Raw genomic sequence first — 22,430 nt, forward strand, 5'->3', positions numbered from 1 at the left:
TAAAAAGATGGATTAGAACTGGAAATATGGAATCCATCTCAAATACCGTTTTAGAATTTGGAGGAATATATGCAACACCGTAAAAAACTATCTATACCAGGAGTAATGAGACATTCCTTTCAAACAGTTAAATTTGCTTTTTGGAATGTATTAACTTTTCAACTTGCTTATAAATTATTAGCAGCGATTGTGTTTGTTCCGCTATTTGGAATTATTTTTAATAAGTTATTGTATTTTGGTGGTTATGCAAATGCGACAAATGATGAATTATTAGCGTTTTTAAAGACGCCTTATGGCATCTTAGCAATCGTAATTTTATCATTGTTAGCACTGTTTCTTATCTTTACGGAATTTGCGGTGCTTATTATTATTTCGTATTTCGCTCATAAAAGACAGAAGGTGAAATTACGTCCGATTTTATATAAAACGGTAACGTATTTACCTACTCTTTTCACATATTGCTTACCGGGATTTATTTTATATGCTGTCGTATTGTTGCCTCTTTTAAATATGGGATATGAAACGGCATTAATCCCGCAAATTCAAATTCCTAACTTTATTACAGGAGAACTGTTTAAGACAACGATGGGGCAAGTTGGTTATTACACGTTCTTTGCTGTAGTCGCGTATTTGAATCTTCGATGGATTTTCGTTCTACCTATTGTTGTTTTAGAGCAAAAATCATTTCGCGTGGCAGCACGTAAAAGTGCAAATTTAGTAAAGGAAAGCTTTTTTAAAGTACTACTCTTTTTAGTAGGATTTTTTATTTCAATTGGAATTGTATATGTCGTATTTTTGGGAATATATTTATTGTGCCTATGGGGTGTTTATGAATTTACAAACCCGAAAGGAACATTTGCATTATTAGCTGAATCAACGATTTCTGTATTTTTAACGAGCACATTGTATTTATTCAGCTTTATCGTGACGCCATTTTATATTATGGCGATTACGCGATTATACTTACAAAAGGTACCGGTTGAAGATGTTTTATTAGAAGAAGGATTAGATTATTCGAAAACGAAAGCAGATAAATGTTTCTTCCAAAAACATCGTTGGAAATTCATTGGCGTATACATTGTAGGGATTATTACTGCGGGAATGGTCGTTGCCTTCATTGTAACGTTTATTTCAAATTCGTATAAAGAACCGATTATTATGGCGCACCGCGGGTATATATCAAAAGGCGTAGAAAATACGAAAGAAGCTGTGCAAGGTGCTATTGATGCAAAAGCAGACTACGCTGAAATAGATGTATTACAAACGAAAGACGGTGAACTAGCGGTTATACATGATTTGAAGCTGAAACGTCTCGCAAATGCAAATGTGCATGTGTCAGATTTAACGATGGCTGAGTTAAGGCAGCTTACCCTTAGTCAAGATGGACTTTCAGGACAAATAAGTACACTTGATGAAATCATTAAGCTAGCAAATGGCAAAATCAAACTTAATATAGAAGTGAAGCTTCATGGGGGCGAAAAAGACTTTGTAAACAAAGTCTTAAAAACGATTAAAGATAATGAATTTGAGAAGCAATGTGTAATTCAAACGTTACACTATCCGCTTATTAAAGAGTTTAAGCGTGCAAATCCAGATATAAAAGTAGGGTATATATTGTATGCAAGTAGAGCTAACTTAAAGAATGTGAAGGCTGACTTTTACGTAGCAGAAGAATATATGTTAAATAAGAAATTAGTAAAAGAAGCAAGGAAGTTAAACAAACCAATTTACGTATGGACAGTAAATGATATGGAAAATTTAAAGGCATATTATAAGTTAAACGTAGATGGTATCATAACTGATTACCCTGAAGATGCACGTGAAACAATTAAGATGTTAAAAGAGCAAGAAGCGGAAGAAAGTGATCTGTTTGATAAAATTACTGAAACGACAGATGATTTGTTTTTAAAATTATTTATAAGTTACCCAGCTGCTAGCTAAATGCTAGCAGCTGTTTTTTTGTGAAAAGAATATATCTCTAAAGTATTAAGTAAATTAATAACTGTATATGTATACGTTATCGCTTAGTTTTTTACATTGTTACATTATTGTCAAATAATAAATGATTACTGTTTATTTTGAAGAAGTATAATAAAAATTGAGTGAAAGATAATGGAATGTCACGAAACCCCTAATAGAATCAATGTTTTATATATTTACACTATTCTAAATATATAAACTTTAGAAAAATGATATGTTAGCGTTTTCATAACTTTTAAGTTATGCTAGAATAAGGACATAAGTTATTAATTATTACAAAAAGAAAAAAGAATCTCTTTTTTCTGTTAATTATAAGGGGGCATTTCATTATGCGTATTGGGGTACCAGCAGAAATTAAAAACAACGAAAACCGTGTGGCAATGACACCAGCAGGTGTTGTACATTTAATTCGTAACAATCACGAAGTATTCATTCAAAAGGGTGCAGGTTTAGGATCTGGTTTCACAGACGCTCAATATGTTGAAGCGGGAGCAAAAATTGTTGATACAGCTGAAGAAGCTTGGAACATGGAAATGGTTATGAAAGTTAAAGAACCAATTGAAAGCGAATACAAACACTTCAGTGAAGGCTTAATCTTATTCACATACTTACACTTAGCTCCAGAGCCAGAATTAACAAAAGCGTTAATTGAGAAGAAAGTTGTTGCGATTGCATATGAAACAGTACAATTAGAAAACCGTTCTCTACCATTACTTGCACCTATGAGTGAAGTAGCTGGTCGTATGGCTGCACAAATTGGTGCGCAATTCCTTGAGAAAAACAAAGGCGGTAAAGGTATCTTACTTGCAGGTGTTCCAGGAGTTAAACGTGGTAAAGTAACAATCATCGGTGGTGGACAAGCTGGTACAAATGCTGCTAAAATTGCAGTTGGACTAGGTGCGGATGTAACAATCATCGACTTAAGCGCAGAACGTCTTCGTCAATTAGATGACATTTTCGGAAACCAAGTAAAAACTTTAATGTCTAATCCTTACAATATTGCAGAAGCTGTAAAAGAGTCTGATCTTGTAATCGGTGCAGTATTAATCCCAGGTGCAAAAGCTCCAAAACTTGTAACAGAAGAAATGATTAAATCAATGGAACCAGGTTCTGTTGTTGTAGATATCGCGATTGACCAAGGTGGTATTTTCGAAACAACTGACCGTATTACAACTCATGATAACCCAACTTACGAAAAACACGGCGTTGTTCATTATGCAGTTGCAAACATGCCAGGTGCGGTTCCACGTACATCAACTCTTGCATTAACAAACGTAACAGTACCATATGCAGTACAAATTGCTAACAAAGGCTACAAAGAAGCTTGCCTAGGCAACTCTGCATTACTAAAAGGTATTAACACATTAGATGGCTATGTAACATTTGAAGCAGTTGCAGAAGCTCACGGTGTAGAGTACAAAGGTGCTAAAGAATTATTAGAAGCAGAAACAGTATCTTGCTAATAGAAGCATTATACAAAACAAAATCGAACAATATATAATACAACATGATAAGAGCTAAGAGATAATACCTCTTAGCTCTTCTTAGTAAAAGGGGGCATACATCGTGGCCAACCTATTTAAAAAGAAATCCGTTACGCAATTGTTAGGGGAAAGTAAAAGTAAAACTTTGACGAAAACGCTAGGGGCATTTGACCTAACAATGCTAGGGATTGGTGCGATAATTGGTACAGGAGTTCTAGTATTAACTGGATTAGTAGCAGCAAGAGATGCTGGTCCAGCAGTTATTTTTTCATTTATGATTGCAGCAATTGTTTGTGGATTTGCAGCATTATGTTATGCAGAAGTTGCATCTACACTTCCTGTTTCAGGTAGTGTGTACACATATTCGTATGCAACAATTGGTGAGTTTGTTGCTCATTTAATGGGATGGACATTGTTATCCGTATATGTCGTAACGACTGCCGCAGTAGCTGGCGGATGGACGGGTTATTTCAATAATTTAGTGAGTGGACTGGGACTTGAAATTCCGAAAGCGTTGCTAACAATTCCAGCGCAAGGTGGTATGGTAAACTTACCAGCAGTTATCGTTACGTTAGTGATAACTTGGTTATTATCACGAGGTACGAAAGAAAGTAAGCGTGTGAATAACATAATGGTATTAATTAAAATTGGTATTGTTGTTTTATTCATTGCAGTTGGTGTATTCTACGTGAAACCAGAAAACTGGATACCATTTGCACCTTACGGTTTAAGTGGAGTGTTCGCAGGGGGAGCAGCAGTATTCTTTGCTTTCTTAGGATTTGATGCATTAGCAACTTCTGCTGAAGAAGTAAAAAATCCGCAACGCGATCTACCAATTGGTATTATTGCTTCGTTAGTCATTTGTACAATCATTTATGTTGTAGTTTGTCTTGTTATGACAGGCATGGTTTCTTATAAGGAATTAGATGTACCTGAAGCTATGGCATATGTGTTAGAAGTTGTAGGACAAGATAAAGTGGCTGGTGTAATTGCTATTGGGGCTGTAATCGGTATTATGGCTGTAATTTTCGCTTACATTTATGCGACAACACGTGTATTCTTCGCAATGAGTCGTGACGGTTTATTACCAAAATCTTTTGCGAAAATTAACAAGAAGACTGAAGCGCCAACATTTTCAGTTTGGTTAACAGGAATTGGTATTGCTTTAATTGCTGGATTTATCGATTTAAAAGAATTGTCGAATTTAGCGAATATTGGAGCGTTATTAACATTCGCCATGGTTGGTGTAACTGTTATCATTCTTCGTAAAACGCATCCGAAATTACAACGTGGATTTATGGTACCACTTGTACCGATCTTACCGATTATTTCAATTGCATGTTGTCTATTCTTAATGGTAAATTTACCGTTAACAACATGGATATACTTTGGTATTTGGTTAGCGATTGGAGTAGTTGTATACTTTGTTTATTCGAAAAAACATAGTCATTTAAAAGACGATGGAAGTTCGCAGGATAATTTAGAACAAGCTAATTAAAGGGATATAAACACAGTAAGCCTTGTGCGTCTAGGGAGCGCGCAAGGCTTTTTCTTTTGTTGAAATAAAGGGAACATATATTACTTTGTTGAATTTTTATGTCGGAATATGAAAAAAGGGTGTGCGAATTGTACATCCTTTTTTGTATGAGAATATAGAGGATGCGGAAAATATGTATATGCCTTACTAAAATGTGAACGAAATGTTCATAAAAAAAATTCAGATTTCATTGACACATATGAGTAGGCGCTCATATAATAAGAGTATAAGATATATGAATGATTGTTCATATGTTCAATTAAAGAGGTGAGCTATAATGGCTGGAAATAAAGTAGAAACACCACAAGAGACATGTTCTCAAACGATAATTCATGAAGAAGTTGTTGAGCAAGTAAAACAAACAATTCCAACTGATGAAAGTTTAAGTAAAGTAGCAGAACTATTTAAAGTATTAGGTGACCGTACACGTACGAGAATATTACATGCGCTATTTGAAGCTGAAATGTGCGTTTGTGATTTAGCTTATTTATTAGGAATGACACAATCATCTATTTCGCATCAGCTTCGTGTGTTAAAGCAAGCGAAACTTGTGAAGAATCGTAAAGAAGGAAAGGTTGTTTATTATTCGTTAGCTGACCAGCACGTAATTCATATCTTCGAGCAAGCGTTTGAACACGTAAACGAAGAAGAATAAAAAGAACGCGAGGAGGGAGAACGATGGCTGAAGCGTTAGTGAAAAAGAAACTGATGTTAGAAGGTTTAGATTGTGCGAATTGTGCAATGAAAATTGAAAAAGGTGTTGGGAATATAGAAGGAGTAAATTCTTGCTCTGTAAACTTCGCAACAAAGACAATGATCTTAGAAACAGCACAAAATAAAGAAAACGAAGTTGTTACGGAAGCAAAACAACTCGTTACAAAATTAGAACCGCATATTAAAGTGCAAGAAGAGCAAAAAAATAAAATTGCTAAAGAAGTATTTATATTAGAAGGTTTAGATTGCGCGAACTGTGCAATGAAAATTGAAAATAAAGTGAAGGAAATGCCAGCTGTCTCAGAAGCAACTGTTGATTTCGTATCGAAGAAACTACGAGTAGAAGTTGCGAATAAAAGAGAACTAGAAGCAACTGTAGCAAATATAACAAATGTCGTTCAAAAGTTAGAGCCAGATGTGAAAGTTGTTCGTGAAGAGAAGAACGGTCATGACCACGGACATAGTCACGATCATGGTGAAGCAAACGTGAAAAAGATGGTAGGGAGATTAGTGGTCGGCGGAATTTTGACAGCAATTGCTGCATTAGCGAGCTTACCACAAATGGTAACAATTCCGTTATTCGTCCTTGCTTATTTATTAATAGGTGGAGATATCGTTTGGAGAGCGGTAAGAAACATAACTCGCGGCCAAGTATTTGATGAAAACTTCTTAATGGCAATTGCAACTGTAGGAGCCTTTGCAATTCAGCAATATTCAGAAGCCGTAGCAGTAATGCTATTTTATCAAGTAGGAGAACTATTCCAAAGCATTGCGGTAAACCGCTCTCGAAAATCAATTACTTCATTAATGGATATTCGTCCTGATTATGCGAATGTAAAGATTGGGAATGAAACGAAACAAGTATCACCAGAAGATGTACAAATTGGCGATTATATTATCGTTAAGCCAGGTGAGAAAGTACCATTAGACGGAAAAGTAATTGAAGGAACATCAATGGTAGATACTTCAGCATTAACTGGTGAATCTGTACCACGTGAAGTTGAAGTTGGAAATGATGTATTAAGTGGCTTTGTGAACCAAAACGGTGTATTAACAATTGAAGTTACAAAAGAGTTTGGTGAATCAACTGTATCGAAAATTTTAGATTTAGTTCAAAATGCAAGCAGTAAAAAAGCACCAACAGAAAACTTTATTACGAAGTTTGCGCGTTACTACACTCCAGTTGTAGTTATTACAGCGGCGATCATGGCGTTTATTCCACCGCTTATTTTAGAAGGAGCTACATTCTCTGAGTGGATTTATAGAGCTTTAGTGTTCTTAGTAATCTCTTGTCCATGTGCGTTAGTTGTATCCATTCCTCTTGGATTCTTTGGAGGTATCGGTGGTGCATCTAAAAGTGGTGTGTTAGTAAAAGGTAGTAACTATTTAGAAGCTTTAAATGATGTAAAATATATTGTTTTTGACAAAACAGGAACATTAACAAAAGGTGTTTTCAAAGTTACAAAAATGGAACCGAGCGAAGGTACTACAAGCGAAGAGTTATTAGAGTATGCGGCATTTGCTGAAGTGTATTCTAACCATCCAATTGCCCAATCTATTCGAAAGGCATATGGAAAATCAATTGATGAAAAAATAATCGATGATTATAACGAAATTTCTGGTCACGGTACAGTCGTAAAAGTACAAGGAAAAGAAATTTTTGCAGGTAATGCAAAATTAATGAGAAAAGAAAATATTGAATTTAAACAACCAGAAACAGTAGGTACATTAGTTCACGTTGCTGTAGATGGAAAATATGCAGGTTATATTGTTATTTCTGATGAGGTGAAAGAGGATTCGAAACAAGCGATTCAAAAGTTAAAAGAACTAGGTATTAAAAAGACAGTAATGTTAACTGGTGATGCAAAAACAGTTGGTGAAGCTGTCGGTAAAGAATTAGGCTTAGATGAAGTTCATGCGGAATTACTACCGCAACAAAAAGTAGAAGAGATTGAAAAAATTGATGCAGCGAAGCATGGAAAAGAAAAAATTGCCTTCGTTGGTGACGGTATTAACGATACACCAGTATTAGCCCGTGCAGACGTTGGTATTGCGATGGGTGGTTTAGGATCAGATGCAGCAATTGAAGCGGCAGACATCGTTATTATGACTGATGAGCCTTCAAAAATTGCGACAGCTGTAAAAATTGCAAAACGCACAAGAAGTATAGTGTGGCAAAATATCATCTTTGCTTTAGGTGTAAAAGGGATCGTTCTATTACTTGGTGCCTTTGGTATTGCAACAATGTGGGAAGCTGTTTTCTCAGATGTTGGTGTGACACTACTTGCAGTGTTAAATGCAATGCGTGTATTACGAGTGAAAGATTTATAAAAAAGAGGACGCAACCTGCGTCCTCTTTTTTATTAGTGATTTTGTTGAAATTGATTCAATAAAATAATATCAAATATTATTTTACTTTTAAATAGTATAATATTAAAATTTACAAATAAAAAACATTCGTCTTATTATTTTAATATATTTTTTACAAATATCCATATAGTATTGAAAAAAACAGAGAAGGAGAAACTTCTCTGTTTACTTTTGTATGTTTTTTTCAACTTGTTCTCGAACTGTTTGAATGTAATTCATTTTATGATCCCAACATTCTTGGCTTAAATCGACAGGATACTCTTCGGGATTTAAAGTTCGCATGTATTCTTCCCAAAATAGAGCGAGACTCTGTTCATTATATTGTTGAATATCTAATATACTTGGTAGTTCATATGTTCTTTCACCGTTAACGAAAATGTCTTTATGGAGTTCACGGGCTTCAAAGTTTGTTACGAATTTACTTATATATGTGTGAACTGGATGGAACATTTTTAAGCGCTCTTCTTTTTCAGGTTCTTCAGAATCTAACGCAATATAATCGCCTTCTGCATGATCGTTAACCCGATTGATAATACGATAAATTCGTTTCAGTCCTGGAGTGGTAATTTTTTCAGGATTAGATGAAATTTTAATCGTATCATTTAATTTTCCGTCAGTATCTTCAATCGCAACAAGTTTGTAAACAGCCCCTAATGCAGGTTGCTCAAAGGACGTAATTAATTTCGTCCCAACGCCCCATACGTCAATTTTTGCTCCTTGAGATTTAAGGTGCATAATTGTGTATTCATCTAAATCGCTAGAAGCGATAATTTTTGTATTTGTAAACCCTGATTCATCTAGTAGTTTTCGTGCCTTTTTCGATAAATAAGCCATATCACCACTATCAAGACGTATACCATAGAAATCAATACGATCCCCAAATTCTTTTGCAACACGAATTGCATTTGGAACACCAGATTTCAATGTGTCATATGTATCAACGAGAAAGACGCACTTTTTATGAGTTTCAGCGTATTTCTTAAATGCGACGTATTCATCGCGATATGCTTGAACGAACGAGTGCGCATGTGTGCCAGCTACAGGGATCCCAAAGCGTTTCCCAGCACGAACATTGCTTGTAGAGGAGAAACCACCAATAAAGGCAGCACGCGTCCCCCAAAGGGCAGCGTCGAACTCGTGGGCACGTCTTGTGCCGAACTCTAAAAGCTCATCATTATTTGCAGCATGTTTCATACGAGCAGCTTTTGTTGCAATTAATGTTTGGTAATTCACAATATTTAAGAGAGCGGTTTCAATAATTTGTGCTTCACCGAGTGGTGCATCAACGCGTAATAAAGGCTCGTTATTAAATACAACTTCACCTTCTTGCATACTACGAATCGTCCCAGTGAATTTCATATTTTGTAAATAATGAAGGAATTCTTCTTCAAATTGTAATTCTGCTAAATAAGCGATATCGCTTTCAGTAAAGCTGAAATTTTCTATGTACTCTACAATTTTCTCAAGGCCAGCAAAAACAGCGTAGCCGTTCTCAAATGGAAGCTTTCGAAAATATAAATCAAAAACAGAACGGCGATTATGAATACCATCTTTCCAATATGTATAAGCCATGTTGATTTGATATAGGTCTGTATGTAAGGCATAACTATCGTCTTTATAATGAGTCATCGCGAGAACACCTCCATAATTTGGTTATAGTATACCAATTTTTCACCATTCGTAGCAAAGAAGAGATATTGAAGTGAAGTCAAGAGAGAAAAAAATGAAATTATGCATATTTTTTAGAAAATTTATATTTATCAATTTATATTTCTCCAGATTTTATGTATTATTAGAGTAATGGGGTAATGAGAATGGAGGAGGACAATGCAACAAACATTAGAAAAAATAGGCAAACAAGTCTTTTACAAACGGCTTCAGCAAAAAATGACACAAGAAGAATTATGTCAGGGCATTTGTTCTGTCTCATACTTAAGTAAGATTGAAAATGGAAAGATCGAAGCATCAGAAGAAATTCTACAATTGCTCTGCACAAGACTAGAAATTGCCGTGACGGATTTGAGAGATGTAGAAGAAGATGTGAAGGGGAAGCTAGATGAATGGTTAAATGCACTAGTTCATTTAGACAAGCAACAAGTAGAACGTATATATGAAGAGTTGCAAGGTGAAATGAAGCATGTGTTGGATTTTGAAATTATAAATTATTATAAACTGCTGTATACGCGATATTTAATTATGAAAAGGGACTTAGTAGCTCTTGAAGAAGAATTGGATAAGTTGAAAAAGGTGTATAAAAAATATTCACCATTTCAAAAAATGCTTTATACGTATAGTAGGGCGTTATTATATTCTTTACAGTATAAATATACACAGGCTTTGGAGTACTTACTGCAAACGGAAACCATGGCGAAGGCACTGGGCTATTATGAAACGGGGATATATTATAATTTAGCGCTCACATATAGTCAGATGGAAATAGACCACATGACTTTATACTTTGCCAATGTTGCGTTAGAAGGCTTTAAGAGTGAGTATAAGTTTAGAAATATAATTAATTGTAAATTTCTAATTGCATTTAGTTATACTCGAAAAAAACAATATAATGAAGCGATGGAAATCTATAATCATATTCTAAGAGAAGCAAATTCTTTTGCGGATAAAGATAATATTATGTCAATCGCTTTAAATAATATTGGTTATTTGTATTACCGTCAAAAGAATTATGTGAAGGCAAAAGAGTACTATATAGAATGTTTAAAGTATAAAAAAGAAGAGGATATGAATTATATTGATGCCATGTATGAACTATCCTTACAATGTATTCAATTGGGAGAATTTGAAGACGCGAAGAAATGGATTGAAAAAGGTATTTTTGCTGCAAAGAAAGCTGAAAGATACAAAGGAATGTTATATTTACTATTAAGTTTACAATATAAGTATTTTGAAAAAAGAGATACTTATAAAAGGTTTTTGGAAACAGAGGTAGTTCCTTTTTTTAAAGCTGAAAACAATATAAAAGATTTGAAAACTATATATTTAGAGTTGGCGGAGTACTTAGAAGAATGCGCAGATTTTAAAGAAAGTAATTATTATTATAAATTAGCAATAAAATTATTAGAAGAATAAAAAGGAGTGAGATTATGAAAAAGTTTATTGTAGGAACATTTGTAATTATGTCAATTGCGGCGATAGTATTAGATATTCAGTATGCTTGGAAACCAGATGTCCTTGGTCAAGAAGCTAAAACCGTTGAACAAATTAATTCATAATGAAGAAACCCCTTTCCAACCGGAAAGGGGTTTTTCAATATTTGTTCCTCAAAATTCTACAAAACTTGAGAAATAAATTAATTGAATTTTTAGTATATTAATAGTGGAAACATAATGCTAATATGAAACTACTCTTTTTCAAAAAAATTTTTATTAGGGGGAAGGTTCATGAAAAAGAAAAGTTTAGCGTTAGTGTTAGCGACAGGAATGGCAGTTACAACGTTTGGAGGGACAGGCTCTGCATTTGCGGATTCTAAAAATGTACTCTCTACGAAGAAGTACAATGAGACAGTACAGTCACCTGAGTTTATTTCTGGTGATTTAACTGGAGCGACTGGTAAGAAAGCAGAATCTGTTGTGTTTGATTACTTAAACGCAGCAAAAGGTGATTACAAGCTAGGGGAAAAGAGTGCGCAAGATTCTTTCAAAGTGAAACAAGTGAAGAAAGATGCTGTAACTGATTCAACAGTAGTACGTATGCAACAAGTTTACGAAGGAGTACCTGTATGGGGTTCTACTCAAGTAGCTCACGTAAGTAAAGATGGTTCTTTAAAAGTATTGTCTGGAACAGTTGCACCTGATTTAGACAAAAAGGAAAAGTTAAAAAATAAAAATAAGATTGAAGGCGCAAAAGCAATTGAAATCGCGCAGCAAGATTTAGGGGTAACACCGAAATATGAGGTAGAACCAAAAGCGGACTTATATGTATATCAAAATGGTGAAGAAACAACATATGCATATGTTGTAAATCTAAATTTCTTAGATCCAAGTCCAGGAAACTACTACTATTTCATTGAAGCAGACAGCGGTAAAGTATTAAATAAATATAATAAATTGGATCATGTAGCAAATGAAGATAAATCACCAATTAAGCAAGAGGCTCCTAAACAGGATGCGAAAGCAGTAGTAAAACCTGTAACAGGAACAAATAAAGTAGGAACTGGTAAAGGTGTATTAGGAGATACGAAATCACTCAATACAACATTATCTGGCTCATCTTACTACTTACAAGATAATACGCGCGGAGCAACGATTTTCACATATGATGCGAAAAATCGTACTACATTGCCAGGAACTTTATGGTTAGATGCAGATAATGTTTTCAATGCAGCGTATGATGCAGCGGCAGTAGATGCTCATTACTATGCAGGTAAAACATATGATTATTATAAAGCTACATTTAATAGAAACTCTATTAATGATGCAGGGGCACCGTTAAAATCAACAGTTCATTACGGAAGTAAGTATAATAATGCATTCTGGAACGGCTCACAAATGGTATACGGAGATGGAGATGGTGTAACATTCACTTCATTATCTGGTGGAATTGACGTAATTGGTCACGAATTAACGCATGCTGTTACGGAAAATAGCTCGGACTTAATTTATCAAAATGAATCAGGAGCGTTAAATGAAGCGATTTCTGATATCTTTGGTACTTTAGTAGAATTCTATGATAACCGTAACCCAGATTGGGAGATTGGTGAAGATATTTACACGCCTGGTAAAGCAGGAGATGCGCTTCGCTCTATGAGTGATCCAGCGAAATATGGTGACCCAGACCATTATTCTAAGCGTTACACTGGTACTAGTGATAACGGTGGGGTTCATACAAACAGTGGTATCATTAACAAACAAGCTTATTTATTAGCAAATGGTGGTACGCATTCGGGTGTAACTGTAACGGGCATTGGTAAAGATAAGTTAGGTGCAATTTATTACCGTGCAAATACACAATATTTCACGCAATCTACTACATTTAGCCAAGCTCGTGCTGGTGCAGTACAAGCTGCAGCGGATTTATATGGTGCTAGCTCTGCAGAAGTAAATGCAGTGAAGCAATCATTTAGTGCTGTTGGTGTAAATTAAGGATTTAAGGGACAGCTATTAATAAAATACTTCAAAAATAAAGAAGGAGCATAGGCTCCTTCTTTATTTTTTTCTCCATTTTTTCCACAAATAGAACAATCCAATGCAACCTGCGATTGTTACAATCCACTTCGCTTCATTTGTTCCGTTCATAACATGATATGCCGAATATACTTCAATCAATAATGCCGGTATTTTACCTATTGTACTGGCAATACTGAAGGAGAGTAATGACATTTTCCCTAGAGCTGCAAATAAAGTCACGATACTTGATGGGATGAAAGGTATCAATCGAAACGATAGAACGAGTAGAAAGGCCTCTCTACCTTGTACATAAAGAAGACGCTCTACCTTTGGGTACTTATTTACTTTATCGTGAGTGAACTTTTGAAGGCCCATGCGGTAAATATAAAACGAGATAATAGCCCCTAAGGCCTCACCTGCGATCGAAATGATTGTGCCATTTGTTACACCGAAGAGCTGTATATTAATGGCGGTTAAAAAAATACTAGGGATAAAACCTAAAAGACTAATGATGATGTTAATTAAGATACTAAGTGGAATTGCGATTGAATAGTATTCTGTTAAGAAATTTTGAATCGTTTCAGCCATTGTTTAAAATCCTTTATCTTTTTTTGCATTACACCATATTTCGTTTGTATAGGCAAGGGTAAATTTACATAATGTAGAAAAACGTTGATAAGAAGGGGTCTTTATACCTTATATAGGTATTGGGTATATAAAAACAGGGGTATTTTAAATTATTTTGAAAAACACTATAAAAACCTTTATATAAAAGAGTTATATAGTTATATTATCAGTGTTTTCATCTGGGAAATAATCATAAAATATAGGGGGTATATATTATAAAAGTAGAAAAATAGAGGGTTGATGAAATTGCGCGGGTAAATATGGAAAAATAGATGGAAAAAATGAAAACTGATAGATTTTTTCGTTGTGAAATTGACTTTTAGTGAAGTTGCGATAATAATCATGAAAGAGGTGATATGATGAAACGAATAAGTAGTCTTTTCTTGAGTGGTTTATTGGCACTAATGCTGATCTTAAGTGGATGTGCAGGAAAAGAACAAAAAACAGAGAAACAAACAGGGAATCAATCGACATCAGTAGAAAAAATTAGTGATAATATTTTAGATGAAATGGAAGGGCCACCTAAAAATGGTCATACGATTGAAAGACATGTAGGCAAATCAGAAGAAGATTTGAAGAATCGCTTGAAGACAGATAAAGTATCAGCAGCAAGTACATACTATGACAAGGAAACAGCAACGAAAGCTGTAAAAGATAGTTTGAAGCAGCATGATAAGGAAATTCAAGACTGGTTAAAAAATTCTAAAGAGGCTCGTCTCGTACTAAATACAACACATTCATTCCCGGTTGGAAAAACGGTAATAAAGAAAAATATGAGTGTAAAAGACAAGTTGGTAAAAACTGTTACTGTTTTAGCAAGAGATAAGTCAGGAGAATTAGGGTTTAAGATTATTACTTCTTATCCATCTGATAAATAAGAAGGGGGAGTACATTATGTATACGACATTACAATACTTTCTTAAATCGTACTGTACGTTAAGTGTTCATGAGGATGAAATAGTAAGCGTGATGGAAGAGTTTATTGAACAAGAAGACGAAGAAATTGTTTTGAAATTACGTGATGAATTAATAAATATGAAGAAAAAGAACGCGTGGGAAGAGGCGTGTGTATTAGCTGCGAAGCAAGGCAATCGTATGTGGTCTTTAGAAGAAACGAAAGACCATCTTGAAACTTTTTTACTATTACTGCAAAAGAAAAAGGCGTGATATAATCACGCCTTTTTCTTTATGCTATTCGGTGGATATTATCTATTCTTTTGGAGCGCTTTTATATACGCTTTTTGAAATTTGTCCATTTGATATTACTTCCCCGTTTTGTGTTACTTTTTTATACGTAACCGCTGTGATTTTATCACTAGTCCTACTAATTACTTGAGAAGAAACTTCAACATTTTTACCAGTATTTGTACCGAAAATGCGTGTAGTAATACTACCTCCATTTGAAAATGCTTGAATATAAATATGATTGCCCGTATTATTTTTAAATTTTAAATCTGGACCATAATCTGCTACTGCTGCATCTTGCCCAAGTGGTAAATAATTTACCGGCATAGAATGATTGCTTCGAGAAACAATGCCTAAATCTGCCCTTAAAGCTGCGCTGTATAATGTACTACTGACTTGGCAAACTCCTCCGCCTGCACTTTGTATTACTTTACCTTGTGAATATACTGCTGCAGATTTGTAACCATGTGCAGCATCAGTTACGCCAACGCGGCCGTTAAAACTAAACGTTTCATCAGGTGCGACAATAACCCCACTTAAAGTATTGGCTGACTTATTTACGTTAAATGATTGATTTCCGTTACGCCCGGCCATTGGAGTAGAATATTCAGCGATGACTTCTTTAATACCCATTTTCTGTATGTCTTCTGTAGAACGTTCTGGTTTTATAAATGTAACTGGCAATGTAACATCTGATTTACCAGTAGTAATAGCTTCGTTTGTTAAACCGTTTAGTTTCCCTTTATCAATTTTTTCTCCGTTTTGGCTTTGACTAACATTTACTGTTGAGCCTTCAATACTCAATTCTGCATTAACAGGATTTTTTAATGTTTCATTATATTTATCTTTTATAAAGGTTTCATAAGCTGTTGCATTTAATTGTGGTGTTAATTTATAGTCACGTTTTAATTCACCGTTTTCAGCTTGCTTACGCATTTTGTAACGATTCATTACGTTTCCTTCTTGTTCTTTGAAGATTTTGTCAATAATATCTTTCTCTTTATAATTTATCCCTAAATCTTTCCATGTGTAAGTTTGTTTATCGTTTTGGAATATGTAGGTAAGGGATTTTTGATCTAACTCATTTACCTTTTTATTAATAATTGCTTGAATATCTTTCTTATTTTTTCCTTCGAGAGAAATACCTTCAAATGTAGTATTTGGTAATGCAGTAGTATCTAATTGATTATTTAATTTGGATACATATTGATATCCCCCAACACCGCCTACACAAAGTAATATGCCCCCAGCAATTGCAGAACCAATCAGTATTTTACTTAGCTTCATGTATTTCCCCCCAGAAATTTATGTATAAATATATGTATTACATTTTTTGTATAAAAATGATGAAAATAACATTATGTACGTACTAGTATACTATTATTTTCACTGTGTGTGTAATGTTTTCATAAAAAATGTTACATCGCTGTAATAATTGTCACTTCTTGTCACAATGTGTATGAAAAATATGTTGAAAAATATAATAAAAAGGCTGTCTAGAAAGATCTAGCAGCCTTTTTATTATAATTTTTTATGTTCATTTTTATTCGTAACACCGAGATGTTTTTGAAGGGTAGTTGAAATAGTATCGACGCTTTTTTCATTTGGAACGTAATAATAAATACCGCCTATATATTTATCTGTACCTTCTACTTGCATTTTTTCCATTTTTAAATTTGAATCCATTGAATTTTTTGTAATTGTCATCATATCATCAAACGTTAAATTGGTTTTTAAATCCTTATCGACAGCGTCTAGTAGGCCACCGATTTTATTAATAGAATTAAGAGATAGTGCCTTTTCAGCAATGGCCTCTAATACAAGCTGTTGTCGTTGGCCACGCATATAATCACTATCGATATGACGAGTTCTAGCTAGTGCCAGTGCCTCTTCTCCATTTAAATGTTGACGTCCTTTTTTTAGATGAATTGCATCTGCTTCATCTTTACTATTTTGCTCTGTGAACTCAACTGGAACGTCCACAGTAATACCACCAAGAGAATCAACAATTCTGATAAAGGATTTAAAGTTGAATTTTACATAATAATCAACTGGAACATCTAAAAAGTTCTCTACCGTATCAATTGTGCTGTCTACACCACCGAATACGTGAGCATGTGTAATTTTATCGTATTTATCACGTGATTTAATGTAGACGCGTGAGTCACGTGGAATGCTTACAAGTTTAACGGATTTATCGTTTTTATTAATTGTTGCAAGTAATAACGCATCTGTTCGAGTTGCTTTTCCATAACCTTTTTCCCTAATTTCACTTTCATCAACACCCATAATAAGTACGGAAATGTTGTCGGTCATAGGTTTAACAGCTTTTTCACGTTTACTGGACTTATCTCCTCGACCTAGTTCAGCATAAGCATTATTTAAGACGGACTTTGCTTTACTGTATATATGGAATGAGTAGCCTCCTGCTCCAAGTGCTACAATTAGTAATGGAATAAGAAGGAACCAAAGTAGGCGTTTTTTCTTTGAGCGTCCTTTTTTGGCTCGCGTATTGTTGTTCGTGTCGGATTTCATCATTTTTTCTCCTTTAAAACTATCAAAGTGTATACATTTAGAAGTGTATTCAAACACATAAAAAATATTTTACGCTAAATAAAAGCGATTGTACATGTATAAAAAATAGATGTCTTGATTATTTATAAGACACCTATTCGTTATTGTATACAAAAGATAGGGATAAGAAAATGATAAAATTTTACCTAATTACAACATAATGCTTACGATAATTGCAGATAAAATACTAACGAGAGTAGCTCCATATAGTAATTTAAGGCCAAACCTCGCAACAACGTTTCCTTGTTCTTCGTTTAGTCCTTTTACCGCACCTGAAATAATACCAATGGAAGAAAAATTGGCAAAAGATACAAGGAAAACAGAAATAATACCAACTGTACGGGGAGAAAGGCTATTAGAAATTTTACTGAGGTCCATCATTGCAACAAATTCATTCGTTACAAGCTTCGTTGCCATAATGCTGCCAGCCGCGACAATTTCAGAACTTGGTACACCGATAAGGAATGCGATAGGTGCAAATACATAGCCGATTAATTGTTGGAACGTAATACCGAATATAATGAGGAACAGGTCATTAATACAACTAATTAATGCGACGAATCCGATGAGCATAGCGCCGACAACAATGGCTACACGAAAACCATCAAGAATGTATTCTCCAAGCATTTCAAAAAAGCTTTGTTTTTCACCTTTGATTTCTAAAATATCTTCGTCATCTTTAACGTCGTAAGGGTTAATGATGAGTACGATAATAAAACCGCTAAATAAATTGAGAACGAGTGCAGTTACTACATATTTAGGTTCAATCATTGTCATATAGGCACCTACGATAGACATAGATACGGTTGACATAGCAGAGGCACAAAGTGTATAAAGACGGTGTTTTGGAATTTGAGCTAATTGCTTTTTCACTGTAATAAAAACTTCTGATTGGCCGACAATGGCAGAGGCGATAGCGTTGTAAGATTCTAATTTCCCAAGACCATTTATTTTACTAAGAAAGTACCCGATCCAATGAATAAAAAATGGTAGTATTTTGAAATGTTGTAATATACCAATTAAAACAGAAATAAAGACGATTGGTAATAATACATTAAGGAAAAATGGCATTTCACCTTTATTTGCAAGGCCACCAAATACGAAATTTATTCCATCAGCAGCATACTCGAGTAGCTTGGTAAACAAACTGGAAATGATTCTAATTAGTATGAGGCCGACTTCTGTATTTAGTAGTAAATAGGTTAAAATTAACTGTATAATAAGCATGATAAAAATTGGTTTAAATTTAATATGCTTCTTATTATTGCTAGCAATATAAGCGAGCAAGAAAACAACAATTAGTCCGACGAAAAAAGTAATGAATTTCATGATAAGCCCCCTAAAAGAGATATTCTGCTATATATGTTTTTCATTTCAAGAGAGAATATGCATCTTTGGTAAAGAAAGGAATAGAGAGAGTATGAATATATGTAGAGTGCATCACGTTGCAATTATTTGTTCGAATTATGAGACGTCAAAGGATTTTTATACTAGAATATTAGGATTTAAAGAACTGAATGAAGTATATAGAAAGGAACGAGATTCTTATAAATTAGATTTATGTGTAGGAGAAGAGTATCAAATCGAATTATTTTCATTTCCAAATCCGCCTGAGCGCAAAAGTTTTCCAGAAGCAGCAGGTCTTAGACATTTAGCATTTGCTGTTACAAATATAGAAGAAGCTGTGAAGCATTTAAATCAATGTGGTGTTGAGACCGAATCGATCCGTATTGATGAAATAACGGAGAAGAAATTCGTCTTTTTCCAAGATCCCGATGGTTTACCTTTAGAATTGTATGAGGTTTGAAAATTGGTGGATTTTATATAGAGTTGCTTTCCAATAATTGAAGAAACTAAAGTGAAACTTCTTTTTAAAAGGAGGTGTAACTTTAGCTAAGAAAGCTAAAGGACATATGTGGATATTTTAAAATTATTGATGGTAGTCATTCTTATTGGATTAACAGCATTTTTTGTGGCTGTTGAATTTGCAATTATTAAGGTACGTAGCAGTCGTATTGATCAACTCGTTAGCGAAAAAAGACGAGGTGCACTGGCAGCTAAAAAGGTAACTTCAAATTTAGATGAATATTTATCGGCCTGTCAGCTAGGTATTACAATTACTGCTTTAGGGCTCGGGTGGCTAGGGGAACCAACTATTAAACATTTACTCGAGCCGTTGTTTTTAAAATTAAAATTCTCACCTGCAATTTCCAGTACAGTTTCATTTATTATTGCCTTTGCAGTAATTACATTTTTACATGTTGTCATTGGGGAACTTGCTCCAAAGACATTTGCTATACAAAAAGCAGAACAAGTTAGCTTATTGTTATCGAAACCACTTATTTATTTTTACCGAGTTATGTATCCGTTTATTTGGGCTTTGAATGGTTCAGCGAGGGTTGTAACTGGTTTATTCGGATTACATCCAGCTTCTGAACATGAAGTAGCTCATTCAGAAGAAGAATTAAGGTTAATCTTATCTGAGAGCTATGAGAGCGGAGAGATTAACCAAAGGGAATTTAAATATGTAAATAATATTTTTGAATTTGATAATAGAGTAGCAAAAGAAATTATGGTACCTCGTACGGAAGTTGTAGGCTTATATGAGGACGAACCATTTGAAACACATATTAAAGTAATCGCACAAGAAAAGTACACGAGATATCCTGTATTTGGTGAAGATAAAGATGAAATTATTGGGATGGTTAATGTAAAAGATTTATTTATTCGTTATATGGATGGGAATCGGGACGAGGAGTGCTCGATTATGCCATATACAAGGCCAGTTATTGAAGTGCTAGAAAATATTCCAATTCATGATTTACTATTACAAATGCAAAGAAAACACATTCCATTAGCTGTATTGTATGATGAATATGGTGGTACAGCAGGGATTGTTACACTAGAAGATATTTTAGAAGAAATTGTTGGAGAAATTCGAGATGAATACGATGAAGATGAGAATCCACCTATAGAGCATGTAAGTGAAGGTTATAAAATCGTAGAGGGAAAAGTGCTTATTAGTGAAGTAAATGATTTGCTTGGCATACATTTAATTGCTGATGATGTAGATACAATTGGTGGCTGGATTATGGTACAAAAACAAATCGTTGCTGAAGGAGATGTTATTGAGAAACATGGTTTTTATTTTAAAGTCCTTGAAAAGGATATGCATCAAATTAAACGAGTGGAAATAAGGAAAGTAGAAGAATGATTTTCTGTAAACTTTAATAAAAAGGATATACAGAAAAATAAATGTTTGCGCTTTCAAAAAAGGTGCTATATAGTGAAGGTGGATACTGAAAAATTCTTCTGAATGATACTCGTGTTTTTAGAGGGCGGATTTTTTGGATAAGGATTTAGAATGAAAAAGTATAGGTGATAAAAATGATAGCAACGAAGGATATACGTATAGAAAAAGATTTTTTAGGTGAAAAAGAAGTACCAAGTGCAGCTTATTATGGTGTACAAACATTACGTGCCGTAGAAAACTTCCCAATTACAGGATACCGCATTCATCCATCACTCATTACAGCAATGGCAATTGTGAAAAAAGCGGCGGCACTTGCGAATATAGATACTGGTTACTTAGCTAAAGACATTGGACATGAAATTGCAGAAGCAGCGCAAGAAATTGTTGATGGAAAGTTTCATGATCAATTTATCGTGGATCCTATTCAAGGCGGAGCCGGAACTTCTATTAATATGAATACAAATGAAGTAATTGCGAATAGAGCGTTAGAACGTATGGGATATGAAAAAGGGGCGTATGCGAAAATTAGCCCAAACACTCATGTGAACATGGCCCAATCAACGAACGATGCGTTTCCAACAGGGATTCATATTGCAACTCTTATGATGTTAGAAAAGCTTCTTATTACAATGGAAGAACTTCATTCTGCTTTTCGTAAAAAAGCAAAAGAGTTTGATCACGTTATTAAAATGGGACGCACACATTTACAAGATGCAGTTCCAATTCGCCTTGGGCAAGAATTTGAAGCATATAGCCGAGTGCTTGCGCGTGATATAAAAAGAATTAAACAGTCTCGTCAACATTTATATGAAGTGAATATGGGGGCGACAGCTGTTGGCACAGGATTAAATGCAAATCCTACGTATATTGAACAAGTAGTAAAACATTTAAGAACGTTTAGTGGATTCCCACTTGTTGGTGCAGAGCATTTAGTTGATGCAACGCAAAATACAGATGCATACACAGAAGTATCTGCAGCACTTAAAGTATGTATGATGAACATGTCTAAAATTGCAAACGATCTTCGTATTATGGCGTCTGGGCCACGTGTTGGGTTAGCTGAAATTCAATTGCCAGCACGTCAGCCGGGTTCATCGATTATGCCAGGTAAAGTAAATCCAGTTATGGCAGAAGTAATTAACCAAGTCGCATTCCAAGTAATCGGAAACGATCATACAATTTGCTTAGCATCAGAAGCAGGACAATTAGAGTTAAACGTAATGGAGCCTGTGCTTGTATTTAATTTAATTCAATCTATAAGTATTATGAATAATGGATTCCGTGTATTCCGTGAATATTGTATTGAAGGAATTACAGCAAATGAAGAATTGCTGAAGCAATATGTTGAGAAAAGTGTTGGAATTATTACAGCAGTTAATCCTCATATTGGTTATGAAGCAGCATCTCGTATTGCACGTGAAGCAATTGAAACAGGAAAATCTGTTAGGGAGTTATGTTTAGAACATGGTGTACTGACAGAAGAGGAATTGGATATTATTTTAGATCCATTCGAAATGACTCACCCTGAAATTGCTGGAGCTTCTTTATTAAAAAATAAAAAAATGTAATGTGAAAAACACCGA

At 34.5% G+C, this 22,430-nt stretch carries 18 protein-coding genes; 13 read left to right on the forward strand and 5 right to left on the reverse strand.

All coding sequences use genetic code 11. From position 1 onward, the window contains the following. Window positions 1-69 precede the first annotated feature (69 nt). The 5 genes from ACO6VI_RS14725 to ACO6VI_RS14745 all read left to right on the forward strand — a co-directional run bounded on the left by ACO6VI_RS14725 (window position 70) and on the right by ACO6VI_RS14745 (window position 8,046). Entirely contained in the window at window positions 70-1,941 is a 1,872-nt protein-coding gene (locus ACO6VI_RS14725) for a glycerophosphodiester phosphodiesterase (protein WP_001164720.1), read from the forward strand. A 368-nt stretch (window positions 1,942-2,309) separates the two neighbouring features. Beyond that, window positions 2,310-3,443 (forward strand): alanine dehydrogenase, encoded by a 1,134-nt coding sequence (ald, locus tag ACO6VI_RS14730; protein WP_001219741.1) that lies wholly within the window; start codon window positions 2,310-2,312, stop codon window positions 3,441-3,443. 103 nt (window positions 3,444-3,546) lie between these two features. Continuing rightward, window positions 3,547-4,962 carry an amino acid permease gene (locus tag ACO6VI_RS14735; protein WP_422423550.1) on the forward strand — a complete coding sequence of 472 codons (1,416 nt, stop codon included), beginning with the start codon at window positions 3,547-3,549 and terminating at the stop codon, window positions 4,960-4,962. A 316-nt stretch (window positions 4,963-5,278) separates the two neighbouring features. Continuing rightward, on the forward strand, window positions 5,279-5,656 hold the full coding sequence (locus ACO6VI_RS14740) for an ArsR/SmtB family transcription factor (protein ID WP_000918378.1): 378 nt from the start codon (window positions 5,279-5,281) through the stop codon (window positions 5,654-5,656). Window positions 5,657-5,679: 23 nt separating this feature from the next. Further along, window positions 5,680-8,046 carry a heavy metal translocating P-type ATPase gene (locus ACO6VI_RS14745; RefSeq protein WP_000796571.1) on the forward strand — a complete coding sequence of 789 codons (2,367 nt, stop codon included), beginning with the start codon at window positions 5,680-5,682 and terminating at the stop codon, window positions 8,044-8,046. 204 nt (window positions 8,047-8,250) lie between these two features. Here ACO6VI_RS14745 and ACO6VI_RS14750 read toward each other — a convergent pair whose 3' ends face one another. Beyond that, window positions 8,251-9,714: a nicotinate phosphoribosyltransferase gene (locus ACO6VI_RS14750; RefSeq protein ID WP_000150179.1), complete on the reverse strand. Its 1,464-nt coding sequence runs from the start codon at window positions 9,712-9,714 to the stop codon at window positions 8,251-8,253. Window positions 9,715-9,912: 198 nt separating this feature from the next. On the opposite strand from ACO6VI_RS14750, the gene ACO6VI_RS14755 reads away from it, so the two are divergent. The 3 genes from ACO6VI_RS14755 (at window position 9,913) to ACO6VI_RS14765 (ending at window position 13,184) form a co-directional block, all read left to right on the forward strand. Continuing rightward, on the forward strand, window positions 9,913-11,172 hold the full coding sequence (locus ACO6VI_RS14755; protein WP_061661011.1) for a tetratricopeptide repeat protein: 1,260 nt from the start codon (window positions 9,913-9,915) through the stop codon (window positions 11,170-11,172). Between the two features lie 14 nt (window positions 11,173-11,186). Beyond that, window positions 11,187-11,315 carry an NprX family peptide pheromone gene (locus ACO6VI_RS14760; protein ID WP_000713580.1) on the forward strand — a complete coding sequence of 43 codons (129 nt, stop codon included), beginning with the start codon at window positions 11,187-11,189 and terminating at the stop codon, window positions 11,313-11,315. 168 nt (window positions 11,316-11,483) lie between these two features. Next, window positions 11,484-13,184: a M4 family metallopeptidase gene (locus ACO6VI_RS14765; protein ID WP_000730375.1), complete on the forward strand. Its 1,701-nt coding sequence runs from the start codon at window positions 11,484-11,486 to the stop codon at window positions 13,182-13,184. A 63-nt stretch (window positions 13,185-13,247) separates the two neighbouring features. On the opposite strand, the gene ACO6VI_RS14770 is transcribed toward ACO6VI_RS14765, so the two are convergent. Then, window positions 13,248-13,796 (reverse strand): TVP38/TMEM64 family protein, encoded by a 549-nt coding sequence (locus ACO6VI_RS14770; RefSeq protein WP_000852216.1) that lies wholly within the window; start codon window positions 13,794-13,796, stop codon window positions 13,248-13,250. Between the two features lie 398 nt (window positions 13,797-14,194). On the opposite strand from ACO6VI_RS14770, the gene ACO6VI_RS14775 reads away from it, so the two are divergent. Together ACO6VI_RS14775 and ACO6VI_RS14780 are read left to right on the forward strand one after the other, a co-directional pair. Beyond that, window positions 14,195-14,713 carry an RNase A-like domain-containing lipoprotein gene (locus tag ACO6VI_RS14775; RefSeq protein ID WP_000822706.1) on the forward strand — a complete coding sequence of 173 codons (519 nt, stop codon included), beginning with the start codon at window positions 14,195-14,197 and terminating at the stop codon, window positions 14,711-14,713. 16 nt (window positions 14,714-14,729) lie between these two features. After that, a complete protein-coding gene (locus ACO6VI_RS14780) occupies window positions 14,730-15,002 on the forward strand; it encodes a hypothetical protein (protein WP_023521032.1) in 273 nt (90 codons plus the stop codon). Window positions 15,003-15,044: 42 nt separating this feature from the next. Here ACO6VI_RS14780 and ACO6VI_RS14785 read toward each other — a convergent pair whose 3' ends face one another. From ACO6VI_RS14785 to ACO6VI_RS14795, 3 genes are all read right to left on the reverse strand, one after another. Next, window positions 15,045-16,307 (reverse strand): VanW family protein, encoded by a 1,263-nt coding sequence (locus ACO6VI_RS14785; protein ID WP_023521033.1) that lies wholly within the window; start codon window positions 16,305-16,307, stop codon window positions 15,045-15,047. A gap of 234 nt (window positions 16,308-16,541) precedes the next feature. Continuing rightward, entirely contained in the window at window positions 16,542-17,558 is a 1,017-nt protein-coding gene (locus ACO6VI_RS14790; protein ID WP_140157136.1) for an LCP family protein, read from the reverse strand. Between the two features lie 186 nt (window positions 17,559-17,744). After that, on the reverse strand, window positions 17,745-18,923 hold the full coding sequence (locus tag ACO6VI_RS14795) for a NupC/NupG family nucleoside CNT transporter (RefSeq protein WP_000668875.1): 1,179 nt from the start codon (window positions 18,921-18,923) through the stop codon (window positions 17,745-17,747). A gap of 91 nt (window positions 18,924-19,014) precedes the next feature. On the opposite strand from ACO6VI_RS14795, the gene ACO6VI_RS14800 reads away from it, so the two are divergent. The 3 genes from ACO6VI_RS14800 to aspA all read left to right on the forward strand — a co-directional run bounded on the left by ACO6VI_RS14800 (window position 19,015) and on the right by aspA (window position 22,415). After that, on the forward strand, window positions 19,015-19,401 hold the full coding sequence (locus tag ACO6VI_RS14800; RefSeq protein WP_001017676.1) for a VOC family protein: 387 nt from the start codon (window positions 19,015-19,017) through the stop codon (window positions 19,399-19,401). A gap of 108 nt (window positions 19,402-19,509) precedes the next feature. Further along, the gene (locus tag ACO6VI_RS14805; RefSeq protein WP_000353315.1) at window positions 19,510-20,808 is read left to right on the forward strand and encodes a hemolysin family protein; all 1,299 of its coding nucleotides are present in this window, start codon (window positions 19,510-19,512) and stop codon (window positions 20,806-20,808) included. Between the two features lie 173 nt (window positions 20,809-20,981). Continuing rightward, the gene (gene aspA / locus ACO6VI_RS14810) at window positions 20,982-22,415 is read left to right on the forward strand and encodes an aspartate ammonia-lyase (RefSeq protein WP_000562130.1); all 1,434 of its coding nucleotides are present in this window, start codon (window positions 20,982-20,984) and stop codon (window positions 22,413-22,415) included. Window positions 22,416-22,430 lie beyond the last annotated feature (15 nt).

Source organism: Bacillus sp. PSXD-155, assembly GCF_049310765.1.
In the GTDB taxonomy this organism is placed as follows: domain Bacteria; phylum Bacillota; class Bacilli; order Bacillales; family Bacillaceae_G; genus Bacillus_A; species Bacillus_A cereus.